General features: G+C 46.1%; 15 protein-coding genes and 1 tRNA gene. 4 read left to right on the forward strand and 12 right to left on the reverse strand.

Annotation, left to right across the window (positions count from 1 at the left end; translation table 11 throughout):
• Positions 1–151: 151 nt before the first annotated feature.
• Positions 152–2,617: an AsmA family protein gene (locus tag FBF61_RS17630; protein ID WP_138479640.1), complete on the forward strand. Its 2,466-nt coding sequence runs from the start codon at positions 152–154 to the stop codon at positions 2,615–2,617.
• Between the two features lie 3 nt (positions 2,618–2,620).
• Here FBF61_RS17630 and FBF61_RS17635 read toward each other — a convergent pair whose 3' ends face one another.
• Both FBF61_RS17635 and FBF61_RS17640 read right to left on the reverse strand, forming a co-directional pair.
• Positions 2,621–3,331 (reverse strand): response regulator transcription factor, encoded by a 711-nt coding sequence (locus tag FBF61_RS17635; RefSeq protein WP_138479642.1) that lies wholly within the window; start codon positions 3,329–3,331, stop codon positions 2,621–2,623.
• 87 nt (positions 3,332–3,418) lie between these two features.
• Positions 3,419–4,258, reverse strand: a complete 840-nt coding sequence (locus FBF61_RS17640) for a YjiK family protein (RefSeq protein WP_138479644.1) — start codon at positions 4,256–4,258, stop codon at positions 3,419–3,421.
• Between FBF61_RS17640 and FBF61_RS17645 the strand changes: the two genes are divergently transcribed.
• Positions 4,257–5,483: an AI-2E family transporter gene (locus FBF61_RS17645; protein ID WP_229215101.1), complete on the forward strand. Its 1,227-nt coding sequence runs from the start codon at positions 4,257–4,259 to the stop codon at positions 5,481–5,483. The genes FBF61_RS17640 and FBF61_RS17645 overlap by 2 nt on opposite strands.
• On the opposite strand, the gene FBF61_RS17650 is transcribed toward FBF61_RS17645, so the two are convergent.
• From FBF61_RS17650 to FBF61_RS17665, 4 genes are read right to left on the reverse strand one after another with little or no spacing between them, the layout of a single operon-like run.
• Entirely contained in the window at positions 5,480–5,965 is a 486-nt protein-coding gene (locus tag FBF61_RS17650; RefSeq protein WP_138479646.1) for a gliding motility lipoprotein GldH, read from the reverse strand. The genes FBF61_RS17645 and FBF61_RS17650 overlap by 4 nt on opposite strands.
• Positions 5,966–6,007: 42 nt before the next feature.
• On the reverse strand, positions 6,008–6,508 hold the full coding sequence (locus FBF61_RS17655; protein ID WP_138479648.1) for a hypothetical protein: 501 nt from the start codon (positions 6,506–6,508) through the stop codon (positions 6,008–6,010).
• 53 nt (positions 6,509–6,561) lie between these two features.
• The gene (locus tag FBF61_RS17660) at positions 6,562–7,359 is read right to left on the reverse strand and encodes a (Fe-S)-binding protein (protein ID WP_138479651.1); all 798 of its coding nucleotides are present in this window, start codon (positions 7,357–7,359) and stop codon (positions 6,562–6,564) included.
• A 5-nt stretch (positions 7,360–7,364) separates the two neighbouring features.
• A complete protein-coding gene (locus FBF61_RS17665; RefSeq protein WP_138479653.1) occupies positions 7,365–8,708 on the reverse strand; it encodes a 4Fe-4S dicluster domain-containing protein in 1,344 nt (447 codons plus the stop codon).
• A gap of 242 nt (positions 8,709–8,950) precedes the next feature.
• Between FBF61_RS17665 and FBF61_RS17670 the strand changes: the two genes are divergently transcribed.
• Positions 8,951–9,023 (forward strand) — tRNA-Phe (locus FBF61_RS17670).
• A 231-nt stretch (positions 9,024–9,254) separates the two neighbouring features.
• Positions 9,255–10,211 carry an AlbA family DNA-binding domain-containing protein gene (locus FBF61_RS17675; protein WP_138479654.1) on the forward strand — a complete coding sequence of 319 codons (957 nt, stop codon included), beginning with the start codon at positions 9,255–9,257 and terminating at the stop codon, positions 10,209–10,211.
• A 42-nt stretch (positions 10,212–10,253) separates the two neighbouring features.
• Here FBF61_RS17675 and FBF61_RS35105 read toward each other — a convergent pair whose 3' ends face one another.
• From FBF61_RS35105 to FBF61_RS17700, 6 genes are all read right to left on the reverse strand, one after another.
• Positions 10,254–10,940 (reverse strand): Fic family protein, encoded by a 687-nt coding sequence (locus FBF61_RS35105; RefSeq protein WP_374756622.1) that lies wholly within the window; start codon positions 10,938–10,940, stop codon positions 10,254–10,256.
• Between the two features lie 29 nt (positions 10,941–10,969).
• Positions 10,970–11,263: a Fic/DOC family N-terminal domain-containing protein gene (locus FBF61_RS35110; RefSeq protein WP_229215103.1), complete on the reverse strand. Its 294-nt coding sequence runs from the start codon at positions 11,261–11,263 to the stop codon at positions 10,970–10,972.
• A gap of 243 nt (positions 11,264–11,506) precedes the next feature.
• Positions 11,507–12,073 carry a dihydrofolate reductase family protein gene (locus FBF61_RS17685; RefSeq protein ID WP_229215104.1) on the reverse strand — a complete coding sequence of 189 codons (567 nt, stop codon included), beginning with the start codon at positions 12,071–12,073 and terminating at the stop codon, positions 11,507–11,509.
• Positions 12,070–13,320: a polysaccharide deacetylase family protein gene (locus FBF61_RS17690; RefSeq protein ID WP_138479655.1), complete on the reverse strand. Its 1,251-nt coding sequence runs from the start codon at positions 13,318–13,320 to the stop codon at positions 12,070–12,072. The genes FBF61_RS17685 and FBF61_RS17690 overlap by 4 nt, the downstream gene beginning before the upstream one ends.
• Before the next feature lie 38 nt (positions 13,321–13,358).
• Entirely contained in the window at positions 13,359–14,690 is a 1,332-nt protein-coding gene (locus tag FBF61_RS17695; protein WP_229215105.1) for a neutral/alkaline non-lysosomal ceramidase N-terminal domain-containing protein, read from the reverse strand.
• A gap of 48 nt (positions 14,691–14,738) precedes the next feature.
• Positions 14,739–17,768 carry a PVC-type heme-binding CxxCH protein gene (locus tag FBF61_RS17700; RefSeq protein ID WP_229215106.1) on the reverse strand — a complete coding sequence of 1,010 codons (3,030 nt, stop codon included), beginning with the start codon at positions 17,766–17,768 and terminating at the stop codon, positions 14,739–14,741.
• Between the last annotated feature and the right edge of the window lie 2 nt (positions 17,769–17,770).

Raw genomic sequence — 17,770 nt, forward strand, 5'->3', positions numbered from 1 at the left:
TGCCGGGAATAGCCAAGGTGAAACCATTAAGATAAGTTCGTTGGTTCTTAGTGTGTATTTCTGGCACATTATTAATGTCTTCGTTATCTTGAGGCGGGAAATTATATTTTTCAAATTTTTCTCCTTCGGAAAGAGCTCAAAAACCTTCATCATGTTCGCAAAAATTTTAAAAATCTTCGGTGTACTGGCATTGTGCGCAATTTTTCTTTTTGGAGCAGTTGAGATATGGGTGTACCGGAATAAGGAAAAAATATTCCGCAGCGTACAGGAGGCTGTAAATGAAAACCTGAATGGGAACCTCGAAATCGGTGACTTCAAATTCCGGCCGTTTAACGGTGGATTCGGGCTTAATTTTACGCTATCGAACGTCAAACTAACGGATAGTCTCTACAACGTTCATCAGAAGCCTTTCCTGGAAGCCGGGCTGATTCACGTTGCGTTGGATCTGGAAGGGTTTTATAAAGGAAATTTCAGGATAAAAAATCTTGTACTGCAAAATGGAAACCTGACCCTGTTCGTCAATTGCGAGGGATATTCCAATCTTTCTATTTTCAAATCAGGTGAGAAAGATAAAAAGGATAAATCTTCTAAGACGGATGACAGTCTGATCGATAGACTGGGGAATATCAGGTTTGTTAATTTTGGCGTAAGCTATGCAGACTCGATTTCCGGAAAGTCGTACGGAGCACTTTTCCATGATGCGACGAATCTTGTCGTCCGGACCGATTCGGCAACGAATGCCAGTTTTACAGGCTCGGTGTTTTTTAACGGGTTGACTTTTAAGCCGGAAAAGGGCGGGTTTTTGATTAATCAGGAAACAGACCTGGCATTATCACTCTCCTATGACCCGGACAATAAAAAGCTGAAAATTTATCCTTCGGTTCTGGAAAGTGCAACACATGATAAAATTGGCATCGACGGGGAATTTGATTTTTCTGACACTGTCAAACTTTTCAAGCTGAATTTTCAGGCTAAAAAAATCGCTGTAAAAGATGCTTTGCCGCTCTTAAACGAAAAATTGCGGAGGAAGATAGATTCTATCGGAATTCAGACCCGTGTGGACACCGAAGTAAAGGTAGCAGGGCAACTATCCGGGCAGCAACCCAGAACGGACGTTCATTTCAAAACAGATACTTTTGAATATGCATTACCGGTAGGTGTATTGCGAAACATGTTGGCGGAAGGGACTTTTACGAACCAGGCCGACACCACTCAGATTCCCGGCATACGGAACTCGCGGTTTACGGCTCCTGACGTGAAAGGCGCTTTCGAATCGGTTCCTTTTAATCTGAAACTGACCGTCACTGATTTTTTTGATCCCAAAGCCAATATCACAGGCAAAGTCGTGGCAGACTCTACAAACCTTGCCCAGGCGCTCGACCCGACACGTTATAACTTCAAAACAGGAAAGGCGACCATCGATTTCGCCTTCAACGGCAGCCTTAAGAGATTTTATGACGCCAATAGAGATCGTTTTAACGGAAAGCTGTCGGGCAGGGTTTCGATTAAAAACATATCCATGGATTATTTGCCGCGGCAGGTACATTTGAAAAGGATTAACGGAGATTTTACCTTCAACGAGAAAGTGGTGGTATTCCCCAATCTCAAGTTCTTCGACGGGCAGAATGATCTGTATGTGAAGGGGACGATCCTGGATCTGATTCCTTACCTGTTCGGGTCGCCCAAGACCCTGCAGGCACATGTAGACATCCGTATCCCGTCCTGGCAGCTCAACTGGCTTGAAACTTTGCTGGCGGCTAGAACAAAGACGGTTTCCAACAAAAAGAAAAAAGTAAAGCTCTCGGAATTGTTGGACGATGCCATTGATAAAATGGAAATTGTTGCCAAACTGGATTCTAAAAAACTCCTGTACAGGCATTTTACGGCCAGAGATGTAAAAGGAGAATTTACGATCCGCAACAACGCGGTCAGCATTGAATACTTTACAATGAAAGCATTTGGGGGCGGAAATGTGAAAATAGCAGGTGAAATGGATAATTCCGAAAGCGGACGGCTTCCCCGGGTTTCCTTACGCGGAAAAATCTCTAATGCGGATGTACATTCTGTTTTCTATTCCTTCGACAATTTTAGCCAAAAAACACTTACGCATGAAAACCTGAAAGGTATTCTGAACACTGATTTCAACTTTGAATCGAGGTTGAATAACAATGTAAAACTGATCCCTGCTTCGATGAAAGGACTATTGAGCATAAATCTTACAAATGCGCAGATTATTAATTTTGAGCCTTTTATGAAGATGAAAAAGCTCATTTTTAAAAAGCGGAACTTCGAGCAAGTGCAGTTCGCCCCGATCAGAAACGATTTCAGGCTAAACGGACAGGAAATTGAAATTGCGCCTATGGAAATAGAATCCAATGTTGTGACGCTTTATATCGATGGTATTTACAGCTTCGGGACGAAAACAGATATCAATATCCAGATCCCGCTCAGTAACCTTAAGAAAAGAGATTCGACTTACGTCCTGGATCCAAATAATGCAGAAAAGAAAAATGGTTCCAATATTTTCCTTCGGGCTATTGACGAAAACGGCGAGGTGAATATAAAGCTGGCCTTCCGTAGAAAGAAAAAGGATAAGTCCCTGGACGTCGAAAAGTAACGGTTATTCTTTTTCGTTGCTGAACATGTAACCTACTCCTTTGAGTGTTTTAATGTAGCTGTCTCCCAGTTTTTCCCTCAGTTTGCGGATATGGACATCGACAGTTCTTTCAAGGACGTAAATGTCGGCGCCCCATATTTTTTGCAGCAATTCGTCCCGGTTAAAAACCTTGTTAGGTGTTTGTGCCAGAAAGAAAAGCAGTTCAAATTCTTTTTTAGGTAAAACAATTGCCTTTTCTCCGCCCTGTGTAACTGTGTAATTTTTGCGGTTGATAGAGAGATCAAGAATGTCGATCTGATCGCCGGAATCTGCTTTTTGCGCCTCTCTGCGAAAAAGTGCATTGATACGGCTCATCAAAGCACGTGGTTTGATAGGCTTGGTAATGTAATCGTCGGCACCCACATCAAAGGCAGCCACTTCGGAATATTCCTCCGAACGGGCCGTAAGAAAAAGAATGTATGTATTTCTGATATCCTGGTTCTGGCGCAGGATCCGGCCGGTTTCGATGCCGTCAAGCTGAGGCATCATGATATCAAGAAGGATCAGATCAGGGATAAAGCTTTTAGCGATTTCGATCGCCTTTCTGCCATTTGAGGCAGTGAGAACAGAATAACCTTCCTTGGTTAAATTATATTCGAGGAGTTCAACAATATCAGAATCATCATCAACTACTAATACCTTGGGGACTGACGATGCAGATTTAACGGTGCTCATTGTTTTTATAATTAAAACGCAGTTCGAAATTAGCAGATGTGTCGTTCAGATTACATGTTTAATGCTATTGTTAACATAAACATAATATCAGCGATAAGTAATCCGGTACATATCACCTTGTTCGTTGGTAACCAGCATATCAGTATTGTTCAAAAACAAAATCGCCTCGGCCTGCTTCTTCACAAACCGGAAACATCCTTTTGGTCTACTGAAATCAATCTTACCGGCGCTCACCTCAAATAGCAGGATCTTTCCGTAAGTCAGCAATACAAAAGTCTTTCCGTCGGGACTGATATCGGCAGCGGTTACCGGCGAACTGATGCGGATACTGTCCATGGGCGATAAGCTGTACTTTCCGGGCTGGACGGGAAGCGAGTATAATTTTACGGAACCGTTTTTGTCGTACTCTTTTGAAAAAAGATAAAGTTGATTTTTATGATAAAAAAAAGCTTCGCAATTGAATGCAGGGCTTTTGGAGGAAGAGGGGTTAATGCTTTGGTTTTGGTAAGAAAATGATATTTTTTCGGTTAGCGGGCTACCTGGCTTGTGTTTGTAAATTGCCAGGTCGTTTCTCTGGTTGCTGTTATTGCCGAAATCTCCGATGTAAATTGTGCCGTTTTCATCTTCCGCAAGGTCTTCCCAGTCCCTGTTTTTAGCATCCGGAATCCTTTCTGTCGACAGAAGCTTACCGTTGATATCAAATTCATATAATTCCGGTTTGCCCCCACTGTCGTTATGGGTCAGGAAAGAACCTGCCTTTTTACTTCTTGCCAGTCCCGAACTTTCGTTCACCACCGCGGGAAGCTTGCCTATTTTGCTAATTTTGTAGTGAGACCGTATTTTTTCAAAGTCATTGATCCTGTGATCAGGCTGACAGGTACAAAACGTGGTTTTGACGGCAAACCAAAGAAACATCAACTTATTCATGAACCCAACTTTACGTCCTCTTCCCAACAAAGATAGAGAAACGCCTATTTACCTGAAACTCGCCAGCATACTCGTAGCAGTTATCGCCACAGTTTACATACTTTTCGTTCTCAGGGAAACAATAATTCCGCTGGCATTCTCTGTTTTGCTGGCCATTCTTTTGCACCCTGTCTGTACCTGGCTCGAACGTCACCGGGTGCCGCGTATCGGGGCCATATTACTGAGCATACTTGCGTTGTTTGTGGTACTGGTCGTACTAATTTATGTTGTTTCAATACAGATAGGTTCGTTTGCAGAAGAGCTTCCCAGGATAACTGAAAAAGCGGAGACGATCCTTGACCAGACGCTTACCATGGGTGAGAGGTATCTCAACATCAGCCGCAGCCAGCAGGTCAGTGAGGCGAAAAAATATATGATTAACGCATTGAGCGAAGGAAGGGCGGTTTTATTGAACACACTTGTTACTACTACAGGCGCAATTTCGACCTTTATCCTGATCCCACTCTATATTTTCTTTCTCCTGCTATACCGTCATTTTTTCAGGAGATTTATTCACAAAGCATTCAAAAGCGTTCCGAATGATCAATTAAACCTTCTTTTAAAAAAGATATATGAGGTAATCAAAAGTTATCTTTCAGGCCTCTTTCTTGTGATACTGATCGTTGGCGTCCTGAATAGCATCGGATTATTGATTCTGGGTATACCGCATGCTATTTTCTTTGGATTTCTGGCTGGATTTCTGATCCTGATCCCCTATATCGGGATTCTGATCGGCTCGGTGCTCCCTGCATTGCTGAGCGTTGTGACCATGGATTCTCCCTGGTATGCGGTGGGCGTGATAGGGGTGATGAGTTTTGTGCAGTTTCTGGAAGGAAATTTTATTACCCCAAACATTGTAGGTTCAAAAGTGAGTGTAAACCCTTTGGCCGCGATTGTTGCCTTGTTTTTGGGAGGTCAGTTGTGGGGTTTGGCCGGCTTGATCCTCGCCTTGCCGGTTACTGCAATTCTGAAAGTCATTTTTGATGCCATACCGAGCCTTGAACCTTTTGGGTTTTTACTCGGAGAGCCTGTCCATGAAGTGGCAGAAGAGCAGGCAGAAATGCGGAAGGAGGAACAGGAAACCAGGGAATTTAAGAAAAAGCCCTACCGGAAATATCGTAACAAACCGCGTAAAAAGCCCGATGGGCCGGGAGGTCAGTTACCGGCGGTTAGTCCGGAGGGTTAATTGCCGGCGTTTTTTACTTTTTCCACACTGAGCCCCACACTGACCACAAACGGGAGCGGATTCTGGCGCATGGACTGAGAGATTGTAAAGGTATAAGTACCGGATTTTTCAAAACGGTAGTTCTTAAGGAATTGGATTTTATGATCAAAAAGGTCACCCAGGCCCTTACCATAGGGTTTCCCGGTCGTTTCGTCCGACAGGCGAAGCTCTTCCATTGCATTGGAAACCACGTTTTGATCGGGCCCGGTAAGGTTTCTTGAAAGATACAGGTTATAATAAGGGTACTGCAGCGTATTCCTCAGCAGATAATACACATTGTATAGCTGCACGGTATCCTTTATTTCGACCTTAAAAGCAGGTTTATCTTTTATATACCAAAGCCCGTCTTTGATGTCCTCGTGCGCTTTGTAAACCACATTGTCGTCACATGCTGATAATGTTATACAAAAGCAAAAAACAGCGACTGGCCAGAAGAACTTCATTATCTAAACGGATATTTGATTTACAAAACTAACTTTTAAAATCTATAAGCTGGTTTGCTGCGAGAAATATCGGTTCAGCCACGAATTTGAAGCCGGAATTTTCCACCTTGTCATCCACTGCGCCTTTGTAGTGACCTGGTGATCGAAAATGATCGTCGAAGGCTCAATAACTTCATCGGCAACAGCCTGCTTTATTTTAGGAACAGGAATCGTTTGTACTTCGTCGTTGGCATCCAGATAAGCCAGTGAGCGGTCAAAAAAATCGATGTTCATGCGTTGACCGATTTCCTGCAGCCAGTGGACAGACTTGTCGATGGAGCAGCCGCTTGGCAGCTCGTCACGCTCGTCAACAGCGATCACAACAAACCGGTGTTCAAAGATTTTCCCGGATGCTGTAAGCGGTTTTCCGTGCGCTTCCCAATGATCCAGGGAAGCCTTCAGGGTCTCTGTAATGATGCCCGCCTCTTCGTTCGTGAGTTTTCTGTTGGCCTGATATACCCAGACGCGGGACTCGAAATCGATATCACTAAATGGGATGTACATAGCTGAAAAGTGTAAATGCTTAAAGAAAAATATTAAAAAGCATAGCAATGAAATTATAACCCTTCGGCCCGGGCGATCAGTTCCGCCAGATCGTAAACTTTAACGGAATCCTCTTTTTCCTTGTTTTTAACGCCATCGGTCATCATTACCATACAGAACGGGCAAGCGACAGCAATCGTATCGGCACCTGTACCCAATGCTTCCTCGACCCTTTCGATGTTGACATCTTTCTTCCCCGCTTCCGGTTCCTTGAACATCTGCCCGCCTCCCGCTCCGCAACAAAGCCCTTTTGTCCGGCACCGTTTCATTTCGACCAGGTCTGCATCCAATGCTTCCAGAACCTTCCGCGGAGCTTCGTAAACATCATTGGCCCGGCCCAGATAACACGAATCATGAAATGTTATTCTCCTGCCTTTGAATGTCTCACCGCCTTCAACACGCACCCGGTCTTCATTGATAAGCCCCTGCAAAAATTCAGAATGGTGGACCACCTCATAATGTCCTCCCAGCTCAGGGTATTCATTTTTTAAAGTATTAAAACAATGCGGACAGGCCGTTACGATTTTCTTGACACCATACATATTCAGCACCTGTATATTGGACATGGCCAGCATCTGAAAAGTAAATTCGTTGCCCGCCCGCCGCGCCGGATCGCCGGTACAGCTTTCTTCTGTTCCTAAAACCGCAAATTTGATCCCAGCCTTGTTCAGTATTTTTACAAAAGCAACAGTTACCTTTTTATAGCGGTCGTCAAAAGAACCTGCACAGCCCACCCAGAACAACACCTCGGGAGATTCGTTTTTTGCAGCGAGTTCCGCCATTGTCGGCACCTTGTATATTTGATCGCTCATAGTTTTTATGGTTGTTCTTGTCTCAGCTCGTTAGCCCAATTAAACCTGTCGCCTGGCGAAAATTTCCAGGGCGCCTGGTTTGTATCCAGATTTTGAAACATCATATTCCATGATCCGGGTGCCTGCGCTTCGTCCATGATCTTGTACCGGCGAAGCTGAAGAATGATATCCAGTGGGTTGATGAGCACCGGGCATTCCTGCACACAGGCATTGCAAGAGGTGCACGCCAGAATTTCCTCGTTGAGGATATAATCACCCATCAGACTTTTTCCGTCATCGGCGAACTCACCACCATTGGCCAGCATATTTTTACCAACATCCTCAAGGCGGTCACGGGTATCCATCATTATTTTTCGCGGCGATAACTTTTTGCCCGTCATATTTGCAGGACAGGCTGCCGTGCACCGTCCACATTCCGTGCAGGAGTACGCATCCATGAGGTTTTTCCAGCTCAGGTCCTGCACATCTTTTGCCCCGAACCGTTCCGGAACAGCTGCTACCTCACCCGTTTGAGAAGTTTCCAGACCCAGCATCATTTTCACTTCATTGGTAATTTCGGGCATGTTGTGCATTTTGCCCTTCGGGATCAGCCTCGAAAAATAGGTATTGGGAAACGCCAGAACTATATGGAGATGTTTCGAATAAGTCAGATAAACGGCAAAAACGAAGATGCCCAGAATATGGAGCCACCAGGCAAACCGCTCGTATATAATCAGGGAGTTTTCATTCCACCCTTCAAACACGGGTTTTAGGAACTGACTGAAAAAAAAGTCCCCTGTTCTTGTATAGTGTTCACTTCCCAGATCCTGCAAAACACTGTCGGCAGCATTCATCGTCAGAATCGCAATCATCAGCACAATTTCAAAAACCAGGATCAGTTTACCGTCCAGTTGCGGCCAGCCACTCATTTCACGGTGGCGGGAAGGTTGCAGACGTTCCACTTTGAGTATGCTCCTCCGGATCAGAAATATCGTACATGCCAGCAACACACTGATAGCGAGAAATTCAAAAAAGCCGAGGAGGAATGGATAAAAAGAACCTAAAAATGGAGCAAACAACCGGTGCTTTCCCAGCAGACCATCCAGCGTGATTTCCAGTACTTCAATGTTGATCAGAATAAAACCAGCATAGACAGCAAAATGGAGAAAACCGATCAAAGGTCTGTCGAACATCTTTTTCTGGCCTAGCGCAACACGAAACATGACCGCCCATCTTTTCGCAGGCTGATCATTGCGATCCTCGGCACGTCCAAGTCTGATTATTGCGCTGATAATTCTAATCCTGCGTACAACGAGCCAGGCGACCGTACCCAGGGCGGCGATAAAAATAATTTGCTGGATCAATGCCATAGTAAGTACAAATTTGACCTTATTCACCCAAATGGTATGCTTGCATACTTAAACAAATATGAGAAAAACGTACCATGGAGCAATCGCTGGAAGAATAAAAAATATGTGGGTAAAAGATAATGTTAAGAAAATGAGGGGGATAACGATCTTCGGAGAATTAATTTAGAAATTTTTTACAGAATAATTTGTAAAGCAAAACCAGACTTCTATTTTTGCAGTCCCAAACGGGGCCAACTGAAAGCGGTGATGTAGCTCAGTCGGTAGAGCAAAGGACTGAAAATCCTTGTGTCGGCGGTTCGATTCCGTCCATCACCACAGAATATCAGGCAGTTATGACGAAAGTTGTAACTGCCTTTTTTATTACTACAATACTACTACAACATTATTGGTAACAAGCTGAATATCTGGTGAAAGTTATCCGTAATAAGGCAAGCGGATATGCGGTTTTGCTATAATGTGAAATCAATTTGTTGAAGGAAATGCGATATTGCTGTTCATTGCGTGTAAAAGTCACTTTGTCAATACCTTCTTTCATGCTAATTCCCAATGTCAGCAGAAAAAATTAAATATCTAATCGAACATGAGGCAGAAGGTTCTTTGCTCGATTTTAAGTTGGAGCCTTACTCCCTTGGGACGGAGAAAAAATCGGAATTTCTAAAAGACCTGTCGGCGATGGCGAATGTACTTTTAGACGAGGACAAATACATCATATTGGGGGTTGTAGAAAAGGACGGATTGGCTTGTGGCTTCCGATCAATTGGTAACCTGCCAGACGAGTCAAATTTTCAAAAGTATATCAATGATAATATCGAGCCAGACTTACAGTTTGAAATAAAGCGGGTGGAGTATTCGGGATATGATCTTGCCTTTATCAGAATTTTCGGGAACAAGGACAGACCTTATCTGTTCACAAAAGAGATTATTGACGGCCAAACGAGCAAAGTAAAGTTCAGGCCGGGAGACGGGTTTATTAGAAAAGGTTCGGCAACGACAAAAATTGTGAGGGCCCATCTAGACCGAATTTATGCGGCAAAATGGCAAAGAAAAGATCGGAAGGCAGACATCGAGGTTATTTGTAGCGTCAAACCAAGTAAAGAGCTTCCTCAGTTTGATCATATTGATGTAACGATAATCAACAAGTCAAATACTTCAATCAATTTTAGTGTTGATCTAAAGATCTTCAAGCAAGACGGTCTTTGGATTGCACCGAAATTTGAATTACAACGTGAACTTGCGAAAGATTTGAAGGAAGCAATGTACTACACTCCCGCTATTGCTATATCCAACCTACAAAGGGATAATCACTTTTTAGTGGCAACCGGGCTGAAAAATGGTATAACACTTCTTCAGAATGACTGTTTACAAGATGTGTTAGAAGAAAATGCTATGATTTTGATGACCAGCGAAAAGGTCGTTTTTAAATGTGAGCTTTTCGTTCGTAGTGACGATTTTACTCAGGGAATGTTAATCCAAAATATCGAGCTTTCGGCACAGAGACGATAATGACAGGCGAATCAATTGCAAATGTTGTGATTCATATCCTAATCAACTATGTGTTGTCCGAATGACTACTGCATCTTGCTCTTGCTTTTTAAGGCTTCCAACGTTTACCAGCAGAGAAATAAGGTCATCATTGAAATAGTAATTCTCTTTACCTAGTCTTTTCTTACGGAGAAGATTAATATCACAGAGTAAATCCAAATATCGGGCTGCCGTTTTGCGGGCAACGTTCAAATCAACCTTCACATATTCTATTTTGGTGTAGTGGTGTCGGAATAGGCTATTGATCAGATCTTGGCTGTAAACCTTGGGTAGCTCAGTTCTGATTTTTTGTTTGTGACTGGTCATCAATATCTTAATTCCTCTGATCATATCGGATGTTTGCAGAGCTGTTTGCTCGACAGCATGGAGAATGTACAGAATCCAAGACTCCCATTGCCCGGTCTGTCGCGTTTGCTGTAACAGATTATAATAAGCCGCTTTGTTTTGATTGATAAAACGACTTAGGTACAGGATTGGTAATTTGAGCAAGCCTTCTTTCACCAAGTATAGTATGTTTATAATCCTTCCCGTTCGACCGTTGCCATCGTAAAATGTGTGAATACTTTCAAATTGATGATGAATTATGGCCATCTTAATGACTGGGTCAATATCAGAAACGGAAGCATCATTTATAAAATGTTTTAAATTGCTCATTAGAGAAACGATGTTTGCATGGTCTCGGGGTGGCATGTATACAGTTTCACCTGTTTGCTCATTTTTCAGTACAGTCCCGGTACTTTTCTAAAACCGGCATCATTTTCTTCAAGTAGGGCTTGCAAAGCAATAATATTGTTGCTGGTCAGTAGACCGCTTTGCTTTACTTGGTAATATCCTTCCAGGAGTGCGTGAGAATAATTATATACTTCCTTGGCTGCAAGGCTGACAAATTGATGTGTTTGACTATCACTACTATATAGTTCATCGTGTGTAGTAACAATGTTTTCTATTGCCGAACTATCCTTGGCTTCTTGCAATGCAAGAGTGTTGATGATAATGCGTTCATTAGAATACATTCTGCAATACCATTTAATCCCGCCAAGGCGGCCCTGGCTGTGCTTAGTTTTTTAAGTAATGCCTTAGTTTCTATTTCTCCGGTTAGAGGTAGCGTTGGAAGGGTTAATCTGGAAGTACTCATACTTTCGTAGGTCATTTTTCCAAATTTAGGTCTATTTCCGAACTAACGTGAGTCATTTTTCCAATTTTTGACCCACGTTTATATCGACGTGGGTCAAAAATCTGACTTTCTACACACACTGCTAAAATTCCCCAACCCCATACCGCAACCCAACCATCCCATTCCTATAAGCAATCACATCCTTCAAATGCAGCCTCTGCTCCACCCCAACCTGGTCAAGGAATAAGGTTCCTTCGCCAAGAATAATGGGTAGGATCGATAGTCTTATTTCGTCGGCCAGTTGTAAGCGGAGGAATTCATTTGCCACCATAGCGCCGCCGGCGAGCCAGACGTGGTTGTAGTGTGGTTTTAGCCGCTCTTCGACCAGTTTGTTTAGATCTCCGGAATACAATTCAACGTTCGGTCTTTCGATGGGCAGGTTTCTGCTGGTTACCACGATGGTCGGCTTGTCGCCGTAGGCCCAGCCGTAAGACTTTGAAAGTTCCAGAGCATGTTCGTAAGTCCGGGAGCCCATGACGTAGCAGTCGATCGTTTTTAGAAATTCCTCCGGATTTTCTCCGTCGACACCCTTCGCATACGGGCTCGATGTCTCAAACCAGGAAACGCTGTTGTCCTTTTTGGCGATTATGCCGTCCAGACTGGCGACCATGTGGATGGTTGCGCGGAATGGGTCGTGTTTCCCGTTCATTTCTTTGCCACCAGCTTCACCTCCCTCAAATCCAGCAAAGCTCCGTTTTTAAACGGTGTTGCAGCCCGGAATACGATCTTATGTTTGCCGGGGGTGAGGTTTATTTCACCAATTTTCTTTTCCCTGAATGTTTCCCAGGAACCGCTTTTTCCGACATTGCCTGTGATTTTCTTGCTGCCGACCTCGAACAAGAATGGCTTTCCGGCTTCTTCATCGGAAACTGACCATTCGAGTAAGATTTCGTAGTTTCCTTTTTGCGGGACTTCCAGTTCCCAGGTCACTTTGTCTTCTCCGGTAAACCATCCGAAGGCTTTCCATTCGGGCATGTACTTGATCTTGGGGCCGGTTCCTACTCCGGCCTGGGCGTGGAGGGACACGTTTCCTTTATCATCCGGGCGGACGAGCGAACCATGTTCCGGGGCTGGTGTTTTGCCGCTTCTGGTGGTCAGAACGTACCTGGCGACAGTGCCTACCGGTTCGAGCCAGATTTCGTTTTTCGGGTCTTGTGCATATTGGATCAGCTTTCTGAGCATGGAGATGCGCGTGGTTTGTGGGCCATTTTCGCCCATTTCGTGGCCTGCCAGTATCAGCCACTGGCCGTTGGCTTTGGCCTGTTCGATCATCGGCAAAATCTCTTCAAAATCCCTTCCGTCCATTTCCATGCCTGTGAGCTGTGCCATATCACAGAATTCCGGGGAGTTGGGGCCTTCGTTGCGCCAGGTACGTCCTGTCGCGAAAATATCCGCCACCACGGGCACATAGCTTTTGGTATTAATTCCCCTGCCCACAAACGTATTTCCACAAGGGTAGGCAAAACCGTCGCATTTGACACCTAATAAATTGAAGATCTGTGTATTGGCTTCTGTCAGCTCTGCATGCATACTTTTCTGGGTATAATCTTCCAGCGCCTTGGCGCGCGACCAGGGGAAATTTCCGGTACAAGGATGATTTATCGAATGATTGGCAATTTCCTGGCCAGCCGCAACCGCCTTTTTCCAGTTTTCCAGCTGACCTTTTACTGCCGATGGCACCACATAAAACGTACCTTTTACATTGTATTCGTTCAGGGCGGGAATTCCGGTAGTGGCCTGGCTGGCTCTCGCATCATCGAATGAAAGACTGATAGCGATTTTCTTGCCTTCCGGCCAGGCAAACGTACTTTTTTGTGCCAGTCCGGTTTCAATGCGGATCAATAATATTCCTGTCAGAAGCAGGAAAACGAAGCTTTTGGAAAGTGTCGAGGTCATGTTGGAATGTGATTTAATACGGATTAATGCGTTTAATTTCAGTGTGGATTTTTCATTTGGCCCTGTAAATAATTGACCACGCTATCGGTAAGGTCCTTTGCTGCGGAAGGTGAGTAGGGGGAAACGCTCGGTTCGTATCCGCCGTATTTGAGCTCTTCTTCGGTGAGGAGGTAGCCGAGCCAGCCATTGGTATACCCAAAATAAAACGTATGCGGAAAAGGGGAACGGTCGCGGATTTCATTTGAAATTTCGCAGAACAATTCAAGCGGGGCGCCCCATATAGCCACTTCTTCATTGATCTTCAGAAAACGCACGGGGAGTTTGATGAAATTGACTCCGGCTTTGTTGGTGCGCGTAAAGGCGGCAAGTTCATCCGGCCAGCCAAGTCCGGCTTTTCTGGGCGTTTCTACGGTAATAGCGGAAGATTTTAGCTTTATGTCGGAAGTGGTAGCAGTAAGCGCTTTGTTTGCGTCGAGGATCTTATCGCCGAGGAGCACCTGAAACTGAGCAAGATGCCCGGCGCCGGGACTTGGATATACACTGTAAATCGGTGCGATATTCCCGGCTGCTCCATTGATATACAAAAGCGGCACACCCGTTTTTTTCTCCACATATTCCGAAACAATACCCGGCGCATCTCCGCTGATTTCCAGATTGGCGCCGCTCATGACGGTACCATGCATGGCGTAGTTGGCGATCAGTGCCATCGGGCTGCCGTCTGCTTTTTCGAGACGGAGCAAACCGATCCGCCGGTCGACAGGCCCATCGGGATTCATGCCCAGCGTGGTGTTCCCATCGGAAAAGCGCGCACGGCGATTGATATTCGCCTGGGCAAAACCCCAGCCAATTCCCAGTTTTGCGGGCGCAAGGTTTTTACGGGCTTCCGCAATGCCGTCGATCAGCTTTTGTTCTACCATAGCCGTATAGGTCTTGTCGTATTCATGTTTATATCTTTCACCGAGAAAAATAACGGGCAGTCCGGGAGGGCCAACTTCGGGCGCGGAATGTGTGTGGGTAAAAGTCCACCAAAGATTAATAGGGCTTACTTTCTGCTCTTTCAAAAGGCGGGCGGAAACTTTGTCGTATTCGGCAGGTGATACAAGACAGATATCGGAAGAAACGATAAAAAACTGCGTGGTACCGTCGTCCAGGGCAATGATACGGTGATAGATCTTATCATGCACACCGGTAGACTGCCTGGCCTGGTAACCCAGGAGCATCTGCGGATTATCGGGGGTGATGTCAACTTTCACGACTGCCGCCCGAAAAGCCCCGGCGTGGACATCCGCACCGAAGATCTGGCATAGCAGGAAAAGCGCCATCACGCTGTTTTGCATTGTTCCCGAAAAATATTTGCGTTTGTGATTCATTATGATTTTTGGATTTAGGAATATTCAGTTTTGTATAAAAAAGCCGCCTTACTTGCCTTGTTTCAGGAAAACCAGCAGATCGGCCATATCTTCGGGACTGATCTGATTTTCAAGCCCTGCCGGCATTACCGACATTCCGAGTGCTTTGAGCGACTTGATGTTCTGTCTGGCGATGACCGTTTCTTGTCCGCCATAATTCCGGATGGTCAATGCGGATGGTGTTTCTGTGGCGATCAGCCCCTGAATGGTTTCTCCCGATTTCATTTCCACCGACCAGATATCATAGCCGTCGGCGATAGATTGATTGGGATTGAGAATATCGCCCATAATAGACTCCGGACGCCGGTTCCGGATCGTGCCCAGGTCGGGGCCGTAAGGCGTGCCGGCTTTGCCGCCGATCTGGTGACAGGCCGAGCAATTGTTGGTAAATACCAGTTTTCCTTTGTCTGCGCTTCCTGCCATCGATAAGGCGGGGGCGTATTTTTTTATAATCTCTTGCCGGCCGTCGTCTTTTTTGGTGAGCAATGCGCGCGAACGGGCTTTCAGGTCTGCATTTCCCTGCGCCATTAGTCCTACGCTGCGTGGCCAGCCGATGCTGGAAGGGTCGATGATCTTTTTTTCAATCGCATCCAGCAGCAGTGTTACGCGTGCGTCGTTACCCATAAAAGTATTGATAGCAGCATTCCGGACGTCCGGGGTAAGGGACGGCCATTGTGCCACAGTAAACTCGCTGACCGTTATATCCGGAATGGAAGCCAATGTATTGAGCGCGGCAAGCTGCACTGCCGTGGGTTCTGTGGGGGAGATAAGTCGTTTCAGGAGGTCTGTATGTTTTTTCGGGTTATCCAATGCCAGGAAATTGATGGCGGCGATCCTGCTTTCCGGGGTGGATTTTTTATCCAATGCTGTCCGTGCCGACTTTTCTATGGCCGTATGACTGGAAGGTATCGCGGGCAGGCCGGTAATGCGCAACAATTGAATGCTGGCCTGGCGCACTGCCGTGGAACCATTGTTCAGCGCCGCACTTACCAAAAGGCTCTGGTCTGCTTTGAGCGCAGTCGCAGCTTCCTTGTTATTTTTTAATCCCTGAGAAAGCCCCCGCAATACGGCTGCCTGCCATCCGGAATGGTTGCCACTTTCAGGCTGCAAAGATTTTTTAACTGCCGATCTGATGTCTTCCGAAGTTCCTCCGGCGCCGGTCATATTGCTCAGCCGCTCCACCAATGAAGCGTAGGCAGGTTTGTTTTTTTCAAATCGGTCAAGAACAGCATTTAACAGATTGCTCTTGGCCGAAGGAGCAGCCGAAAGCGCTGCGATCTGCATCCACGGATCGTCCATATCCCGGAACAATAATTTCTCCCTGGCCTGGGCCGACTCCGGTGTGTCAATTGAACCCAGGGTACATAGCAACTGAAAACGGACTTTGGCATTCCCATCGTTCTGCAATGCATACAATGCGGTCCGTATTCCGGCGTCACCGGCAAAAGCTTCGGACAATTTTACAGCGTTTTCACGAACTCCGGCCGACTGGTCTTTTAATGCACTGATGATAACCGATGGCTTTAGCAGATCAAGTCCTTCCAATGTCCAGAGTGCGTGCAGCCTTCCGACAGGATTTTTTTCCGAAACGGCCATTTGCTCCAGTGCTGCGGCTTCACCGGAGGCACGGCGGTCGATCAGTAAACGCTGGGCGTTGCGGCGCCACCAGATGTTCGGATCAGAGAGTCTTTTCAGCAATTGTGCATTGCTTAGATCTGCCGATTTCAGTTCTTTTGAAAGCGAATAAGGTTTTGTCCCTTTCGGCGTGATCCGGTACAATCTGCCTTTGTCGATACCATTGTACAATGCGCCGGATTTCACAACATCCTCTGCCATCCATTCCGGGTGCTCGATGATCTGCCGGTAATAATCCACGACATACAGCGCACCGTCCGGACCAGTATACATATTGACCGGCCTGAACCAGGCATCCGTCGAGGCGAGAAATTCTTTGTTCTGATAAACACGGCTGCCGGTAAAAGTGGCGCCTTTATCGCGCAGCGCGTCAGCATGAACGATGTTACTGACCGGCTCGGCCACAAAGGCGATGCTATCGAATGCCGCCGGAAAAAGCCCTCCCTGGTACACGGTCGTCCCACAAGCAGAAGTAAATACGCCTACGTCGGTCAGCAATTGATTTTGAGGGTTTTGTGTGATCGGAAAAACTTCCGCGGCTGAGCCGTGATCTGAAATGGACTGGGTGGCGTTGGAAACCAGCAGGCTTGGGTTCCGGTTGAGATATGCGGCGGATATGACCTGATGGATCAGGTGATTAGCGTTGCTGACCAGCATATAGTGCCCCCAGGTATCAAAGGAATGGCCGAATTGTGTATTGGCCGAAAGTATTTCCAGGCCGGTTCTGTCCGGTCGCATCCTTACGCTGCGCCCGCGGGCATTGTCTGGCAGGCGCGGGCTGTCTTTTTTGCCCGGAAAATATACTTCGCCTCCTCTGTCGCCGAACTCGCTTTTGAAGGTCTGCGTAGACACAGCCGGTTCATGACCCAGATAGATCCAGTTGTCGAGCCCCAGGATCGGATTGTTGAGGTTATGCTGGGGGTTAGACAAAGCAAAACCGGTGATCAGCGTATCTTTTACATCCGCTTTGCCGTCTCCGTCGGTATCTTCCAAATACAATACATTTGGCGCGTCGGTCACGATAATGCCTTTTTTCCACCTCATCACACCTGTGGGAAGCATGAGCCCTTCGGCAAAAACCTTGCTGTCGTCCATTTTACCATCGCCGTCTGCGTCGCTGAGTAGCTTGATCTTCCCCGAGCCGCTTTTGTCGAGGGGATAGCCGTGCATTTCCACCACGTACATCCGGCCATACTCGTCAATTTCCATGGCAACAGGGTCGGCGATCAGCGGTTCGCTTGCAATCATTTCGATCTGGAAACCTTCGGCCAGCTGGAACGTAGCCAGTGCCTGGTCAGGCGGCACTTCACGGGAAGGATTGGTTTTCAGGTTACTGCTCATGGCTACCAGCAGGCAGCAGAGGAGTAATACGGTAAAAAGTTTAGGAGTAGTGAGGAAATTCATCA

The organism is Dyadobacter bucti (genome assembly GCF_005869225.1).
GTDB lineage: Bacteria > Bacteroidota > Bacteroidia > Cytophagales > Spirosomataceae > Dyadobacter > Dyadobacter bucti.